Raw genomic sequence first — 16,277 nt, 5'->3', positions numbered from 1 at the left:
CAACATGCCCCAGCGCCTTCCGCCTCTCAACGCGCTCCGTCTTTTCGAAGCCGCCGCGCGCCACCGCAGCTTCAAGCTCGCCGCAGCCGAACTCAATGTGACGCCGGGCGCGGTGAGCCACGGCATCAGCGCGCTGGAAGAGATGCTCGGCGTCGAGCTGTTCGTGCGCGAGCCGCGCGGGCTGTCGCTGAGCCCCGCGGGCGAACATTATCTGCCGTATATCGCCGAGGCGTTCTCGCTCATCGCCATCGGCACGCAGACGCTGCCGGACAAGCGCAAGCGCCGCTCGATCTCCATCACCTGCGCGCCGACGCTCGCCGCGCGCTGGCTGGTCCCGCGCCTCGCCGATTTCCGCGCGCGCTGGCCCAACATCGACGTCAGTGTGGACACCTCGCGCCGTCAGGCAGGCTTTCCCGTCGATGGCTTCGATTTCGGCCTGCGCCTGAGCCGCGGCCCGGTGGACGGCGCATCGTGGCAGCGTCTGTTCGGCGAGCGGCTCGTGCCGGTTTGCAACCCGGACTATCGCGCGCGGCTGAGCACCGCTGACGGCGTCGTCGATCTCACACGCGCGGCGCTCATTCATGTCGATACGGCCAGCCAGGACTGGCAGGCATGGATCGACGGCGCGGGTCTCGATGGTCTCGATGCGCTCGATCTCCACGGCGGCCTGCGCTTCGATACCGTGCAACTCGCCTTCGATGCCGCCGCGGCCGGGCTCGGCGTCGCAATCGGCCGGCGTCCGCTCGTCGATCGCGAACTGGCGGCGGGCGCGCTCGTCGCGGCGTCGCCGACGAGCGTCGAGACGCAGACTGCCTACTGGCTCTGCGAGACGCCGCAAGCGAGCGCACGGGCGGATCTCGTCGCGTTCCGCCACTGGCTGATCGAACAGGCGGCCGGGTTCGTCGACGGCACAGACCACGAATGTCGCGGTTGAACTGCGCTCAACCGTCCACGAAAACTTTTCGTTTGCCAGCACGGGCGTTCGGCTGCGACGATGGCCGCAAGGAGGATTGCCAGCCATGTCGTCCCTGTCGACCACCACGAGCACGAACCGCGCAACGACGTGGGTGCTCATCGGCGCCGCCGCGCTGATCCTGAGCGCCGCCATGGGCGTGCGCCAGACGTTCGGGCTCTTCATCGGGCCGTTTTCCTTTGATCGCGGCATGCCCGTCACGCTGATCGCCTTCGCTATTGCGCTGCACAATCTCGTGTGGGGTTTCGCGCAGCCGTTCGCGGGCGCAGCCGCCGACCGCTATGGCGCCGCCCCCATCGTCGCGACGGGCGCGGCCACCTTCGCCGCCGGACTTGCGCTCGCCGCCGCCGCGACCTCGGGCTGGATGCTCGTGCTCGGGCTGGGCGTGCTGGTCGGCATCGGCATCAGTTGCACGAGCTTCGGCGTCGTGCTCGCGACGGTCGGGCGCGTCGCATCGCCGCAAACGCGCAGTGTCGCGATGGGTCTCGCCAGCGCGGGCGGCTCGCTCGGGCAAGTGTTGATGGTGCCCTTCGCGCAGGAAGTGCGCGTGCATGCGGGCGTGGCGGCGTCGCTGTACGCCCTCGCCTTCGTGCTGCTGCTCGCCGCGCCGCTCGGCATCGTGCTCGATCGCGCGAGCCGTGCGCGCAAGACAGCGCAAGCGCATGAAAAGCACGAACAACACGCGCAACCCGCCACGATGCCGTTGCGCGAAACGCTTGCGTATGCGTCGCGGCATCGCGGCTATCGGCTGCTGACGCTCGGCTTTTTCACCTGCGGATTCCAGCTTGCGTTCATAGCGACGCATCTGCCGGGCTATCTGATGCTGTGCCACATGCCGGTCGGGCTGGGCGCGACGGCGCTCGCGCTGATCGGCCTGTTCAACATGATCGGCAGTTGGGGATGCGGCTGGCTCGGCGGGCGCTGGCGGCAGCATCACGTGCTCGCGTGGCTCTATCTGATTCGCGGCGGCACGATCGCCCTCTTCGTGCTGCTGCCGACGACCAGCGTTTCCGTCGTCGTCTTCGCCGCCGTGATGGGGCTGACATGGCTCGGCACGGTGCCGCTCACCAACGGTCTGATCGCGAAGGTATTCGGCACGCGGCATCTCGGCACGCTGTTCGGCGTCGTGTTTCTGAGCCACCAGCTTGGCTCGTTTCTCGGCGCGTGGCTCGGCGGCTACGTGTTCGACACGACGGGTTCGTACTCGCTGATCTGGGGCGCAACGGCGGTAGCGGGGCTCGTGGCGGCCTTGCTGCATTTTCCGATCGATGACCGGCCTGTTGCCGATGCATCGATCGCGGGCGTGCGTGCCTGACTGGATCATGTAAGGCATTTTTTTGAGGTATGCGAAGCTGGTTGGCTAAGTTTCATGACGCGCGTTTTCAGGCTTTTGGCGGGTCCCGTTTTCGCGACGGTCTATTGGCGTTGCCCCTGTGCGGGGCGGCACCTACTTTCTTTGCTGCTGCAAAGAAAGTAGGCAAAGAAAGCAGCTCGAGACGCCCGCGGTCATACGCAATTTGGGTGTTCTTCTCCTCGCTCGTGGCGTCTGTAGCGAGGGCCCTCATAGGCCACATCGGGCATGGACCGCGCACGGTCTGACAAGCCAGTCGTTTCAGTGCACTGGTTCAGCACGAAAGAGTTCCGGCACAGCGCTCCGCGCTGCCGTCGGGTATGCAAGGGAAACAATTGATATGGATACCTTAAAATGGACCCGTCGGCCGCGAAGCGGGACGGAGCCATTTAGTGCTGAACCAGTCCGTTATGCGGCGCGACGTGTCAGATCGTGCGCGGTCCAAGTCCGATGGGGCCCATGAGGGCACTCGCTACAGAGCCCACGAACAACGAGAAGAACACCCAAATTGCGTGTGACCGCGGGCGGCTCAAGCTGCTTTCTTTGGTTACTTTCTTTGCAGCAGCAAAGAAAGTGACTGCCGCCCCGCACAGGGGCAACGCTAACCGACCAACACGCTAACGGGATCCGGCGAAACCCTGAACCTCGCCAACGAAAACTACGCGCAACACTTCAGCGACGCCGCGCCCAAAACGCCAGCCCCGCACACGCAATCAGCAGGCTGCCCGTGGCGAAGAACACCGAGTGCAGCCCGAACCACACACCGATCTGTCCGCCGATCACCGGCCCGATGACTTGTCCACTGAACTGCGCCGATTGCAGATAACCCAGCATCGTTCCGCTGCTGCGTTCATCGACGGCACTACGCGCGAGCTTCGAAATGGCGGGCAATAAACCGGCGAGCGTCATCCCCATCACGACGCGTAACGCCGCGAGCTGCCACCACTGATGCACAAACGCCTGCGGAATCATCGCGACGCCGGTCAGCACGAGACATCCGACGATCACGTTCCAGCTCCCGATGCGATCTGCCAGCGCGCCGAGCCGCGCCGCCGTCAGCATGCTGCCGAGCGCGGAGCACGCCATCACGACGCCCGCGATGCGCGCCACGCGGTCGGCCGTCACGCCCAGACTGCCGATATACACGGTGATGATCGGTTCGATCGACATGTTCGCGAGCAGCACCATCATCGCGGTTGCGAGCAGCGCGGCGACCACGACATAGTTCGTGCGATGAGCATGCGTCGATGCCGTGTGCGCCGCGCGCTTCTTCGCATCGGCGGGATGAAAGTCTTCCTTCACGAGGAAGATCGTGGCGAGCGCGGCCACCGCGATCATCCCCGCGCCCGCGAAAAACGTCCCGCGAATGCCGATCAACCCCGGCAACAGCCCGCCGATGAGCGGCCCGGCGAGATTGCCCGCGAGCGCGCCCGTCGACAAAATGCCGAGCGCCCACCCTGCCCGCTCGCGCGGCGCCTGCGTGCCGATCATCACCGTCGATGCCGACGCGTAACCGCCGACCAGCCCCGCAATCAGACGCAACGCAACCAGCTGATGCACCGAATGCGCAACCCCGATCAGCGACATCACGACCGCCATGCCGACAGCCGCGCGCACGAGCATCGGCTTGCGGCCGTAGCGATCCGCGAGCCGTCCCCACAGCGGCGCGGTGACGGCGGTGCCGAGAAACGTCGCGCTGAACGCGACACCCGACCATTCGATCACCGCCCGCTGCGATTCCACGCCGAGTTGCCGCACGTACAGCGGCAGAAACGGCAGCAGCATGCTCAGGCTCACGAGCGTCGTGAACGAACCGAATACGCACACGACGAGATTGCGCCGCCAGTACTGCTCGTTACGTTCGGCGTAGCCGAGCGGCATCGCCCCTTGAATGACATGGCTCATTTCGACCTCAACGCAGCAAACAGATCGACGGTCAACGCAACCGCAAGCGCCCCAGCGCCGATCCCGAACAACAACCGGTAGTCCCCGCCACTGCTCGAAAACAGAAACGACATTCCATACGCCGCGAGCGCTTGCAGCACGGCGAAACCCGTGGTCGCGCGGCTCCACGCGCCTTTCTGCTCGGCGGGATGATGCGCGAGCAGTTCATTCACGCGTCCCAGCACGAGCGGCACGATGCCCGGCGTGAACGCGCCGACCAGCACGCTCGACACCATCAGCAGCGAAGCATTCGACGTGACCGCGGGAATCGCGACGGCGATCAGTTGCAGCAGATACGCGACGCGCAACGCGGGCCCGAATCCCGCGCGATCGGCGAGATGGCCCGCCAGCAGCGGACCGGCAATCGCTCCGAGACCGTACAGCACCCAATACTGCGCGCCCGCATCGACACCCTTGCCGAGCCCGCGCGCGATGAAATCGACGAGAAAGATCATGTGCGGCACGAGACCGACCGCATTGAGCGCGTACTCGACGAACAGCGCGCGCAACGCGGGCGGCGACGGCGCTTTCGCGTGCGTGTGTGCAGTCACAGGCGCCGGGACAGGCGCATCCTGCGACGGCCAGCCGTTCCACGCGACGACAGTCAGCAACAGCGACACCACCGCGAGCCCGAGCCACGTCTCGGTGAGCCCTTGCCGAAGCAGCAGCGGCACGATCGTCCCCGACGCCGCGATGCCAAGCCCGATGCCCGTGAAGATCGCGCCGCTCGCGAAGCCGCGACGCGCCGGCGCGACATGCGCGATGATCGTCGGCGCGGCGAGCACCATCAGCGCGCCGCCGGAAATCCCCGACAGAAACCGCCACACGAAAAACCAGAGAAACGAGACGGGAAACGCGCACGCGATGAACGCGACGGTGGCGAGCACCATCATCGCGCGCAGGACCGTCGCGGCGCGTGCGTGGCGCGCGAGCACGCCGGCCGCGAGCGCGCCCGCGAGATAACCGCCGAGATTGGCCGCGCCGAGATAAGCCGCCGTCGACGCCGGGAACCAGTGCGCGCCGATGATCGCCGGCAAGAGCGGCGTATAGGCAAACCGCGCCAGCCCGATGCCGACCAGACTCGCGCTCGCGCCGGCGAGCACGCCGCGCCAGACCTGGAACGAGCCGCGTTCCGATTGATTCGAGACTGCGTATCGCATACTGCCTCCACGACTGCATCGGGCACGCACGCGCGCCCTTCGATGAAGGCCAGTCTATATTCGATCGATTGAAGAGAGAATCGACGTGGAACGGAAGATAATCTTCCGCTATGCGGTTGAATCGATCTGCAACTGCTTGAAATCACGGCGCAGACGCGGCGTGGCGAAGTCGACGAACGCGCGCACCTTCGGCACCGAAAGCCGTCCATGCGGCGTCAGCAGATGCACCGGCAAGGGCGCGTGCTCGCTGTCCGGCAGCACGATCTGCAGCGTCCTGTCCTTCACTTCTTTCGCGACGTGATACGAAAAGAGCCGCGTGAGCCCGTGCCCATCGACGGCGGAAGCCACCGCCGCCCGCACCGTATTCACGATCAGGCGTGGCGTGAACTGCACGACTTGCGGAATCGTCGAGCCGGTGGACGTCGGAAAGCTCCACGAATCGAGGCCGAAGTGCGTCATCGAAATGATCTGATGCTGCGCGAGATCGGCGGGCTGCGCGATGCGCGGATGCGTCGAAAGATAGCGCGGCGACGCGGCCACGACGCGCCGCACTTCGCCCACGGGAATCGCGATCAGCGTCGAGTCCGACAGATGCGCGATGCGCAGCGCCACATCGATGCCTTCGTCGATCAGGCTCACGGGACGGTCGAGCATTTGCAGGCGCACGGAAACGGCGGGAAAGCGCTCGATGAACTCATCGAGCATCGGGCGCAGCAGGTCTTCGCCCGCGGCGACGGGCGCGGTGATGGTCAGAAGCCCGCGCGGCGCGGAACGTTCATGCGCGATCAGCAGATCGGCTTCTTCGAGATCGGTGAGAATGCGGCGGCACGCGGCGGCATAACGCTCGCCCGCTTCGGACAGCTTGATCGTGCGGGTCGTGCGATGGAGCAAGGCCGTGCCGGTGTGCTCCTCGAGAAACGCGATCGCCCGGCTCACGGCGGCGGGCGAGCGGCCGAGCCGCCGCCCCGCGCCCGCCAGACTGCCTTCGTCCAGCGTTGCGATGAACACTTTCATCGCGTCGATTCGGTCCATGTCGGCTCGGTGCTTCGCTTGATCGATGAAGCGCCAAGTCTACCGGACCGAATCGTCGAAGCGCCTCAGACCACTGTGATCGTCACATCGATGTTGCTCTTCAGCGCCTTCGAGTACGGGCAGGTCTGATGCGCCAGGTTCGCGATTTCCTCGGCCACCGCGCGCTCGATGCCCGGCAGGCTCACGTTCAGGCGCGCGCGCAGCAGATACGCTTCACCAGCCATGCCGAGGTCCACTTCCGCATCGACGGCCGTTTCGGCGGGCAGACGCGTCTTGAGTTTCGCGGCGGCCTTGCCCATCGCGCCGATGAAACATGCGGACCAGCCGGCGGCCAGCATCTGCTCGGGATTGGTGCCCGCGCCGGTCGATCCGGGCGGCGACAGCTTGACGTCGAGACGGCCATCGGTGCTCTTCGCGAAGCCTTCACGGCCTCCGACGACGCGGGTTTTGCCGGTGTACAGGACGGTATCGATCTGGGTCATGATGCGTTCCTCGTGGGTTCGAAAGTGGATGGAGTTAGTGATGCGCGAAGAGCGTGGCGACGTCGTTCGTCGTCGCGCCGCGCGCGCCCGATTGCGAGAACGTGTCGCCCATGCCGCCGTATGCCTGCGTCTGCGCGCCGCCGTTTTCATTGGCGATGGTCTGCGCGCTGATGCCGCGTTGCGATGCCGGCGCGCCCGCGAGCGGGTCGTAGTGCGGCGCGGGACCATAGCCGCTGCTGGCGAATGCGGAACCGGCTGCGACGGCGCTGACGGCGATGACTGCGGCGGTGACGAATTGCTTGATCATGATTGGGCCTCTGTTGTTCGGTGGATTCGGTGAATGTCTGATCAGCTGCCTTGATACAGGCTGCGCAACGCGGCGATCTGGCCATCGCGCTGGGCCTGCACCAGTTCCTGCTTCACTTCGGCGCGCGTCTTGCCGGCGTAGGCGTGCTTCGCCACGGCCTGTTCGGTCTGCACGCTCATCGGGTTGTTTGTCACGGCGGCGTGAGCAACACCGGTCATGGCGCTGGCGACGAGAGCGAAAGCAACGAGGGTGGATTTCATGGTGTCTCTCCTTAACGGAACAAATGGATCAATCAGTCGGTTGAATGAGTTACGGCACTTGGGCTTCGCGGGTGTTCGTCTTGCGTTTCACTCGTGAGCCGTCGTTGTGTGTATTTGAAGCCCCGCAGGTATCTGGCTTGTGTCCGGAAAGCGGGTCCTGTGCAATGTTTTGTATCGCGTGCGGTGCAGATACATTGCGATACGAAACCCGCTTACTGCGCGGCCAGCAGTTTCTCGATCACGGCTTCGGTCTGCGCGTAATCGCCCTCGCCGACATGCGTATAGGCCACGCGACCGTGCTTGTCGATCAGATAGAACGAGGGCCAGTATTGATTGCCGTACGCGGCCCAGGTCGCGTAGCGGTTGTCCTGCGCGACCGGATACGTAATGCCGAAACGCTCGATCGCGCGCTGCACGTTGTGCGTGTCCTGCTCGAACGGAAACTCGGGCGTGTGCACGCCGACCACGACGAGACCCTTGTCCGCATACTTCCGATGCCACGACTTCACGGCCGGCAGCGTGTTGACGCAATTGCCGCACGCGAAGGTCCAGAAATCGACGAGCACGACCTTGCCGCGCAATTGCGCGAGCGTGAGCGGCTGGCTGTTGAGCCATGTGTCGATGCCGGCGAATTCCGGCGCGATGGTGTTATTGACGGGCGCGGCGGCCTGCGCGGGCGCGATGGCCGCGCAGGCGGCCAGTCCGGCGCACGCGGCTGCGTTCTTGATGGCGGCGAGCATGACGAAGTCCTTTGAATGCGGTAGAAGATCGGGGCGCGCGATAAAGTCATATCGCCCCGGCAGGCCGACGTTCGCATCGGCATGACCGCATTGGACTGCGCGCGCGTATCCCGCTTGTGTCGGGCAAAGCGCGTTGCGCAATGTTATGTATCGCGCGACATGCGGGATACACTGCGATACAAAACGTCCGCTGAGACGCGCTATAACGCAGACATCGCGCAATCAGCGGGAGCTACGAATGAAACGCATGCTGGCGGTCCTCGCCTTTCTCGTCGGCGGGATCGCGACGGAAATGGCCCATCCGGTTCAGTGTCTGCTGGTCAGCCCGAGCCGGGTGCAACTCAAGCGTCAACGACAACGATCCATCGATGGAAACCACTGATCACGTATTGATCGTCGACGACGATCGCGGCATTCGCGAACTGCTTGCCACCTACCTCGAAAAGAACGGCATGCGCGTGTCGCTGGCCGCGAACGGCCGCCAGATGCGCGCCGTGCTGGAACAGCAAGGCGCGCCGGATCTGATCGTGCTCGATCTGATGCTGCCCGGCGAAGACGGCCTCGTGCTGTGCCGCGAGCTGCGTGCGGGCAAGTTCCGCGACGTGCCGGTGCTGATGCTCACCGCGCGCAACGAGGAAGCCGACCGCATTCTCGGCCTCGAAATGGGCGCCGACGATTACCTGCCGAAACCCTTCGCCGTGCGCGAACTGCTCGCGCGCATCCGCTCGGTGCTGCGCCGCACGCGCATGTTGCCGCCGGGCATGGAAGTGTCGGAATCAGCGGCGATGCTGGGCTTCGGCGACTGGCGGCTCGACACCACCGCGCGTCATCTGCTCGACGCCGAAGGCACGATGGTCGCGCTCTCCGGCGCGGAATACCGTCTGCTGCGCGTGTTTCTCGACAATGCGCAGCGCGTGCTGACGCGCGATCAATTGCTGAATCTGACGCAAGGACGTCAGGCCGATGCGTTCGACCGCTCCATCGACCTGCTCGTGTCGCGTCTGCGGCAGCGTTTGCGCGACACCGCCCGCGAGCCGCGCTACATCAAGACGCTGCGCAGCGAAGGCTACGTGTTCTCGGCCGAGGTCAAACCGATCGAGTCTTCTCAATGAGCACGGTTTCGTCTGCTTCCCTGCTGCACTGGCCGCGCACGCTGTTTGCGCGGCTCGCGCTGATTCTGGTCGTCGGACTCGCGCTCGCGCAGACCTTCTCGTTCCTTCTGACGATGCGCGAACGCGACGATTCGATGACCAACGTGATGATGGGCTACGTCGAGCGCGAGGTCGCGAGCTCGGTCGCGCTGCTCGATCATCTGCCCGCCGATGAACGCGCGCAGTGGCTGCCGCGGCTCGCGCGGCGCAGCTACACGTTCATTCTCGGACCCGGCGAGACCGGCGCGCCGCTGGACGCCGCGCTGTCGGAACGCTTCGCGCGCTCGATCGGCGAAGGCATCGGCAAGCGCTATCCGCTGACGGTCAACGCGGTGCCCGGCGACAAGGAGCGCTTTCAGGTGCATTTGCGTCTGTCGGACGGCTCGCCGCTCACCATCGACATGCGTCCGATGGTCGGCACGCCGTTGTCCAGCTGGCTGCCGCTGGTTCTGGTGCTGCAACTGATCGTGCTCGGCGCGTGCTGCTGGCTCGCCGTGCGCCTCGCGACGGGCCCGCTCAAGAAGCTCGCCAGCGCCGCCGACACGCTCGGCCCCGATCTCAAGGCCGAGCGCCTGCCCGAATCCGGGCCGGAGGAAGTCGCGCGCGCGGCGAAGGCGTTCAACGCGATGCAGGACCGCGTCTCGATGTACATGACCCAGCGCATGCAGATTCTCGCGGCGATCACGCACGACCTGCAGACGCCGATCACGCGCATGCGCCTGCGCGTCGACGTAATGGACGACGAAACCACCGGCGCCAAGCTCCAGCAGGACCTGAAGGAGATGGAATCGCTCGTGAAGGAAGGCGTGACCTATGCGCGCACGCTGCACGGCACGAACGAAGCGCCGCGCCGCATCGATCCGGATGCGCTGTTCGAAAGCATCGTCGACGACTATCTCGATGCGGGGCAATCGGTGACCTTGCGCGGCGCCATCGGCGGCGCGCTGATGGCGCCTCCGCAGGCGTTGAAGCGCGTGGTCGGCAATCTCATCGATAACGCGATCAAGTATGCCGGCGCGGCGGAAATCGAAGTCGCCACGCGCGACGATGGCCGCGCCGTCATCGCGATCCTCGATCGCGGGCCGGGCATTCCGGATGAATCGCTGGAAGCGGTGTTCGAGCCTTTCGTGCGGCTCGAAGGCTCGCGCAACCGGCAGACCGGCGGCACCGGACTGGGGCTGGCCATCGCGCGGCAACTCACGCTCGCGATGGACGCGTCGCTCACGCTGCATCATCGCCAGGGCGGCGGACTGGAAGCACGACTGGTGCTCAAAAAGGCCGCTTAAAATACGATGTCCTATATCAAAATGGCCTACAGGTTTGCACCGGCTTGACGGGCGACAGCTAACTCCGCTAACGTTTGCTCCACGACGCGCGGCCCCACGCGCGCACCTGGACATTGCTGGAGACGCCATGCCCTGTCGCCCTAAAGTTGTACGACATCGTTTCTTTGCTCAGCCGCCGCGCTGACGCACGCGCCTTTCTCCCTTCGAATTCCAGACCGGACGCCGCCCCTGCGTCCACGCGCCCGCGCGCGCTCAAAATCCGCATCCAAGGAGACTTCATGAAGCAACCGAAACACGTATCGGCGGTGCCGTCGCCCGCGCGTCGCATGTTCGTGAAATTCGCGGGCATCTCGGCGGGCGCTCCGCTATTGGGTGCGATGGGCTCCCTCGGCCTCGCCGGCTGCGGCGGACACGACGACTCCGGCTCCGGATCGACGCCGCCGCCCGCGCAAGACCCGATCTGGGGCTCGTCCGGCTCCGCGACGCAGATCGTGAACGCGCTGCAAGGCGTATCGACGTCGATGTTTCCGAGCCGCCAGTTTCTCGTCACCGACTACGGCGCGAAGCCTTGCGCGGTCATCGCGGCGGCGAATCCGTACACCGATCCGGCCAAATCGCCGCTGTCCACGGGCGCCGATCACACCAACGCGCCGGTCTCGTTCGACTCGCGCCCGGCCTTTCTCGCGGCCATCGCGGCATGCAGCGCGGCGGGCGGCGGACACGTCGTCGTGCCGGCGGGAACGTGGTATTGCTCGGGCCCGATCGTGCTGCTGTCCAACGTCGACTTCCATCTCTCGGCGAACTGCACGATCTACTTCAGCCCGAATCCCGCCGACTACGCGAAGGACGGCCCGATCGATTGCGGCCCGAACGGCAAGCTCTACTACAGCCGCTGGCAGGCGAACGACTGCCTCAACTACGGTCCGCCGGTCTATGCGCGCAACCAGACGAACATCGCGGTGACGGGCGAAGGCAATACTTCCGTGCTCAACGGCCAGGCGATGACACCTTTCGCCGGCAGCGGCAACACCGCGACCTGCTGGTGGACGTGGAAGGGCAACACCGGCGTGTACGGCTGCGTGAATTCGTCGACGCCTTCGCAGGCATCGAGCAACGCGAAGAATGTGGATCTGAAAACCGCCGTGCCCGGCATCTCCGATACGCTCTACGCCAAACTCACCGATCCGACCACGCCCTGGCAGCAGGACCAGAACTATCTGCCGGCGCTGTCGGAAGCGGGCGTCGCGATCGAGAAGCGCATCTTCGGCATCGGGCATTATCTGCGGCCGTGCATGGTGGAGTTCATCGGCTGCACGAACGTGCTGATGGAAAGTTATCGCACCAACAACACGCCGTTCTGGCAGCATCATCCGACCGATTGCCAGAACGTCGTGATGCGCAGCGTGACGGTGGACAGCATCGGCCCGAACAACGACGGCTTCGATCCCGACGCCTGCGACATGGTCCTGTGCGAGAACGTCACGTTCAACACCGGCGACGACTGCATCGCGATCAAGTCGGGCAAGGATCTCGACACGCAATACGGTCCGGCGCAGAACCACGTCATCCAGAACTGCACGATGAACAGCGGCCACGGCGGCATCACGCTCGGCAGCGAAATGGGCGGCGGCGTGCAGAAGATCTACGCGCGCAACCTGCAGATGCTGAACCAGTTCTGGGCGACCAATTCGCTGAACATCGCGATTCGCATCAAGACGAACATGAATCGCGGCGGTTTCGTGAAGGATTTCTACGTGGACAACGTGACGCTGCCCAACGGCGTCAGCCTGACGCCTTCCGGTTACGGCAGCAGCCTGATCGCGGGCAGCCCGATCAACGCCACCGTGCCGCTCGGCGTGGCGACGGCGACGGCGGCGAATCCATCGGCGGCGCAGGGCGGCATCATCACCTTCGATTGCGACTATCAGCCGTCGAAGGACGCGATCCGCACGCGGCCCGCGCTCGTGCAGAACGTGAACATCTCGAACGTGAAGGCGAGCAACGTGTCGCTCAACGGCGTGACCGGCTCGTGTTTTCAGGCGATCGTCGCGCAAGGCCCGGTCGCGTTCGATTACAACGGCCCCGCGCCGACGCCCACGATTCCGGCGATCACCGGCGTCACCATCACGGATTGCGATTTCGGCACGCCGGTCGCGGCAGGTCCGGCCACGGCGGCGACGCCCGGCCCGATCTACGCGTACAACGTGCACGACATCGTGCTGAAGAACACGGTGATCGCGGGCGTGACGATGAACTCGACGGTCAGCGATCCGCGTTGATCATCGTCCTGTCAGGCGTCTCGCGATGAGCATCGGCACACGCAGCACGAAGCCGAGAAAAAGCCGCGTGTGCATCCACGTCAGCAGCGCGTTGTCGCGGCCATAGCGGAAATGCGAGACGCCGCCCTCTTCCGGCGTGAAATAGCGTACGGGGGCGTCGAGATTGATCGGGCGCACGCCGCGCCAGCACAGGCGCACCACCGCTTCGGGATCGAAATCGAAGCGGCGCATCCACGTCTGCCTGCGCATGAGCGCGGCGAGCGGCGCGATCGGATAGACGCGAAAGCCGTACAGCGAATCGCCGATGCCCATCCACAGCGTCTCCAGATTCGCCCAGCCGTTCGAGATGCGCCGGCCCTGGACGCGCAACTGCGGCGCGCTGGCATCGAACTTCGGGCGGCCGAGGATCATCGCATCGGGCGCGTTCATCGACGTTTGCATGAACGTGCGGATCAGCGCGGCGGGATGCTGGCCGTCGGAGTCCATCGTGAGCGCGTGCGTGAAGCCGAGTTTCGCGGCTTCGTCGAGGCCCGCGAGGATCGCTGCGCCCTTGCCGCGGTTCTCCGGCAGCACGATCACGCGCAGGCCCGGATCGGCTTCGGCCAGCTTCGTGAGGCGTTCGGCGCTGCCGTCCGTGCTGCCATCGACGACGACCCATACCGGGTTCCACTGCTCGCGCGCACCGCGTACGGTTTCGTCGACTTTCTCGCCGGGGTTGTAGCTCGGGATGAGGACGAGATGGGTGGACGATGCGCTTGTCGAAGGCATTGAGAAAGGTGGGGAGTCGGAGGGATAGGGCGAATTTTAACGTCTGCGGACGTCGGTGCCGGAAGGCGCCGTCGTCGCACGATTCCGCGCGAATCGACTGGACGCTCCAATCGGTGGCGCGTTATGAGGATACGTTTGCAGCGTTGCGAACGGCGGGTAGTTGTCTCAACAGGTCGGGCAACGCGGACTGTACCGTTTCCCACACCACATCGAGATTGATGTCGAAATAGCCGTGCGCGATGCGGTTGCGCATGCCCCGCATGCCGCGCCACGGCACTTGCGCGTGCGCCTGAACGAACTCGGCGTAGCCGTCCATCACCTTCGTCGCGGCCTCACCGATGATGATGAGGCTCATGATGACGGCCTGCTGAGTGCGCTTGTCTTCCAGGAATTCGGTCTTGGCCATTCCATCCACGAAGGCGCACGCATCCGTCGCGGCCTGCTGCATGTGGTCAAGGTAATCAGGCAGGCGGTTCTCGCTCATACTGGCTGCGCCTCCGCGAGCACCTTGGCCCGGAATTTCGGCGGCAAGTCAGCCGGAGTCAACAGATCGACGTGAATGCCGAGCAGCGATTCCAGTTCGTCTTGCAGGCCACCCAGATCGAACAGCGTCGCGCCGGGCAGCGCATCGACCAGCAGATCGAGATCGCTGCCGTCCCGATCGGTGCCGCGAAGCACCGAACCGAACACACGCGGATTCGCCACGCGAAAGCGGCTTGCCGCTTCACGGATGGCGCTTCGCTTGAGGTCAAGTGCGAGTGAGGGTCGCATGGGCGGCGTCTGTTATCGAAACTCGTTGGAATGGCATGGGATCGAGAATAGCATTCCGAGAACCATTTTCGAGAATCCCGACGGCTTGCAAAGGCGAAGCGCGCAACGCGCTTGCCCGGGCGCTCTCAATCCCGCCCCCGATGCCCATCCAGCTCCCCCGCATAAAACCGCTGCAATTCACCGATGAACGCCTGCAACGCGGCATGATCGCGTCCTGGCGGCGCGAAGCGTCGGCCTAACGTCACGCGATAAGTAATCGGCAACGCAGGCTTCCTGAAAATCTGCCAGCCTTTGCCCAGAAACCCCGAATCCGTCTCGATGATGAGCGTCTGCACCGGAACCTGCGCGCGCGCCGCAATCAGCGCGATGCCGCCCTTCAGCGGGTTCACCGACGCATGCTCCGTGCGCGTGCCCTCGGGAAACAACAGCAGCGGCGCGCCGCGCTGCAATTCGGCGACAGCCGCACGGATCAGCCCGACGGACGTATCGTTGACGATATAACCCGCGAGCAGCGCGCCCGGCCCGAGAAACACGTTGCCGGCGACATCGCCCTTCATCACGCAGCAGGTGTCGGGCACGCGCGACGCGATCAGGAGCGCATCGAGCAGACACGGATGGTTCGGAGCAAGGATCATCGGCGGCTGCGCCGCGAGCGAGTCGAGCGCCGAGAGATCGAAGCGGCACGCGCCGAGCGCGCGCAGCAGCACGAAATAGCCGTGCCACACGCGCTGCACGACCGCGCGCCCGACGCGCCGCCCCGCATCGACGGACAGCGCGCGCCGCAAAATCAGCGCGAACGGAAACCACGCGAGGCACACGAGCGCGAGCACGACGAGCGCGAAGTAGAACGCCACGCATTGCCACGCGGATTCGAGCGCCCCCGCGAACGACAGCTTCTCGCCCGCGCCGCCGATTTTCCGATGCGCGTCACTCATCGCTCGCCACCGTTTTCGACGATTGCCCGAACACCCACGCGAGCGCCACGCCGCCCGAGAGCACGCTCTTTTGCCGCACCAGCGGGCTGTCGGCGAAGCTCGCGCCCGCGAGATTCGCATAGCGCATGAACGCGCCGACCCAGTAACGGCTGAAGCGCCGCGACATCGAGACGAGCGCCTGCGTGCCCGCGTAGCCGCCGCTCGCCTGGAACGCGGGGCGGCCGGGCGTCGCGTACTGCGGCGCGACGGTGTAGAAGTGGTCGCTGTACTTGCCGTCGGCGAACATCGGACCGGCAAACATGCCGACGCGCAACCCCGACACGCCCGCGACATCGACGAGATCGAGATTCACGTTCGGCTCGAACTGCCAGCCGACCGTCTTCGGCGACGACTCCAGCGTGATCCCCAGTCGCACCGGCAAACGCAAATCGAGCAGCATGTCGCGCGAGGGCGAGCGCCACAGATGCACTTCCACCGACGGGCCGATTTCGATCGTCGGCTTGAGGTCGGGCATGCCGGTGCGCGCGTTGTCGTCGTGGCTGGAAACCGGCAGCGAGCCGAGCACGCTGATATTGAAGTTGACGCGGTCGGTGCTGAGCAACTGGCCGCGCACGCCGTCGCGGTCGGCGCGCAGGAACTTGCCGCGATAGACCACGTAGGGAAACGGGAACACCCACGCGCGCGTCTGGTTCGAGCCGGGATAATGCGGAAACGCCGCCACGCCCATGCCGACGCCCAGCTCCCACAGCGGCTTGTCTGGCGGCGGCACTTCGTCTGCGCACGCCGCACCGCTTGCGACGAACAGCATCAGGGACGCGAGGCGTAGCGGGCGAAATCC

General features: G+C 65.3%; 18 protein-coding genes. 6 read left to right on the top strand and 12 right to left on the bottom strand.

Going from position 1 to position 16,277, the window contains the following annotated elements:
• Nucleotides 1-4: 4 nt before the first annotated feature.
• Together NK8_RS28370 and NK8_RS28365 are read left to right on the top strand one after the other, a co-directional pair.
• Nucleotides 5-934, top strand: a complete 930-nt coding sequence (locus NK8_RS28370; RefSeq protein ID WP_213233075.1) for a LysR substrate-binding domain-containing protein — start codon at nt 5-7, stop codon at nt 932-934.
• Between the two features lie 85 nt (nt 935-1,019).
• The gene (locus NK8_RS28365) at nt 1,020-2,288 is read left to right on the top strand and encodes an MFS transporter (RefSeq protein WP_213233074.1); all 1,269 of its coding nucleotides are present in this window, start codon (nt 1,020-1,022) and stop codon (nt 2,286-2,288) included.
• Nucleotides 2,289-2,996: 708 nt separating this feature from the next.
• Here the strand turns inward: NK8_RS28365 and NK8_RS28360 are convergent.
• The 7 genes from NK8_RS28360 to NK8_RS28330 form a co-directional block, all read right to left on the bottom strand.
• The gene (locus NK8_RS28360) at nt 2,997-4,229 is read right to left on the bottom strand and encodes an MFS transporter (RefSeq protein ID WP_213233073.1); all 1,233 of its coding nucleotides are present in this window, start codon (nt 4,227-4,229) and stop codon (nt 2,997-2,999) included.
• Nucleotides 4,226-5,428 (bottom strand): YbfB/YjiJ family MFS transporter, encoded by a 1,203-nt coding sequence (locus tag NK8_RS28355; protein ID WP_213233072.1) that lies wholly within the window; start codon nt 5,426-5,428, stop codon nt 4,226-4,228. The genes NK8_RS28360 and NK8_RS28355 overlap by 4 nt, the downstream gene beginning before the upstream one ends.
• A 108-nt stretch (nt 5,429-5,536) precedes the next feature.
• Complete coding sequence (locus NK8_RS28350) at nt 5,537-6,460, bottom strand: LysR family transcriptional regulator (RefSeq protein WP_213233071.1); 924 nt, start codon at nt 6,458-6,460, stop codon at nt 5,537-5,539.
• Between the two features lie 65 nt (nt 6,461-6,525).
• The gene (locus tag NK8_RS28345; RefSeq protein WP_197919766.1) at nt 6,526-6,942 is read right to left on the bottom strand and encodes an organic hydroperoxide resistance protein; all 417 of its coding nucleotides are present in this window, start codon (nt 6,940-6,942) and stop codon (nt 6,526-6,528) included.
• 34 nt (nt 6,943-6,976) lie between these two features.
• A complete protein-coding gene (locus tag NK8_RS28340) occupies nt 6,977-7,249 on the bottom strand; it encodes a hypothetical protein (RefSeq protein WP_213233070.1) in 273 nt (90 codons plus the stop codon).
• A 41-nt stretch (nt 7,250-7,290) separates the two neighbouring features.
• Nucleotides 7,291-7,509, bottom strand: a complete 219-nt coding sequence (locus NK8_RS28335; RefSeq protein ID WP_213233069.1) for a DUF4148 domain-containing protein — start codon at nt 7,507-7,509, stop codon at nt 7,291-7,293.
• Between the two features lie 212 nt (nt 7,510-7,721).
• Entirely contained in the window at nt 7,722-8,249 is a 528-nt protein-coding gene (locus NK8_RS28330; RefSeq protein ID WP_213233068.1) for a thioredoxin family protein, read from the bottom strand.
• Nucleotides 8,250-8,487: 238 nt separating this feature from the next.
• On the opposite strand from NK8_RS28330, the gene NK8_RS28325 reads away from it, so the two are divergent.
• From NK8_RS28325 to NK8_RS28310, 4 genes are all read left to right on the top strand, one after another.
• Entirely contained in the window at nt 8,488-8,631 is a 144-nt protein-coding gene (locus NK8_RS28325; protein WP_167390430.1) for a hypothetical protein, read from the top strand.
• On the top strand, nt 8,618-9,361 hold the full coding sequence (locus tag NK8_RS28320) for a response regulator (RefSeq protein WP_213233067.1): 744 nt from the start codon (nt 8,618-8,620) through the stop codon (nt 9,359-9,361). Before NK8_RS28325 ends, NK8_RS28320 begins: the two co-directional genes overlap by 14 nt.
• Complete coding sequence (locus NK8_RS28315; RefSeq protein ID WP_213233066.1) at nt 9,358-10,686, top strand: HAMP domain-containing sensor histidine kinase; 1,329 nt, start codon at nt 9,358-9,360, stop codon at nt 10,684-10,686. The genes NK8_RS28320 and NK8_RS28315 overlap by 4 nt, the downstream gene beginning before the upstream one ends.
• A gap of 278 nt (nt 10,687-10,964) precedes the next feature.
• A complete protein-coding gene (locus tag NK8_RS28310) occupies nt 10,965-12,965 on the top strand; it encodes a glycoside hydrolase family 28 protein (protein ID WP_213233065.1) in 2,001 nt (666 codons plus the stop codon).
• Here the strand turns inward: NK8_RS28310 and NK8_RS28305 are convergent, their stop codons facing one another.
• The 5 genes from NK8_RS28305 to NK8_RS28285 form a co-directional block, all read right to left on the bottom strand.
• On the bottom strand, nt 12,966-13,733 hold the full coding sequence (locus tag NK8_RS28305; RefSeq protein ID WP_213233064.1) for a glycosyltransferase family 2 protein: 768 nt from the start codon (nt 13,731-13,733) through the stop codon (nt 12,966-12,968).
• A 121-nt stretch (nt 13,734-13,854) separates the two neighbouring features.
• The gene (locus NK8_RS28300; protein WP_213233063.1) at nt 13,855-14,217 is read right to left on the bottom strand and encodes a DUF86 domain-containing protein; all 363 of its coding nucleotides are present in this window, start codon (nt 14,215-14,217) and stop codon (nt 13,855-13,857) included.
• Nucleotides 14,214-14,504, bottom strand: coding sequence for a nucleotidyltransferase family protein (locus tag NK8_RS28295; protein ID WP_213233062.1), 291 nt, complete (start codon nt 14,502-14,504; stop codon nt 14,214-14,216). The genes NK8_RS28300 and NK8_RS28295 overlap by 4 nt, the downstream gene beginning before the upstream one ends.
• Nucleotides 14,505-14,629: 125 nt before the next feature.
• A complete protein-coding gene (locus NK8_RS28290) occupies nt 14,630-15,439 on the bottom strand; it encodes a 1-acyl-sn-glycerol-3-phosphate acyltransferase (protein WP_213233061.1) in 810 nt (269 codons plus the stop codon).
• Entirely contained in the window at nt 15,432-16,247 is an 816-nt protein-coding gene (locus NK8_RS28285; RefSeq protein WP_225936498.1) for a MipA/OmpV family protein, read from the bottom strand. Before NK8_RS28285 ends, NK8_RS28290 begins: the two co-directional genes overlap by 8 nt.
• Nucleotides 16,248-16,277 lie beyond the last annotated feature (30 nt).

The sequence above is a fragment of the Caballeronia sp. NK8 genome, from assembly GCF_018408855.1.
Classification (GTDB): domain Bacteria; phylum Pseudomonadota; class Gammaproteobacteria; order Burkholderiales; family Burkholderiaceae; genus Caballeronia.
This window is presented reverse-complemented; position numbering and strand designations above follow the sequence as displayed.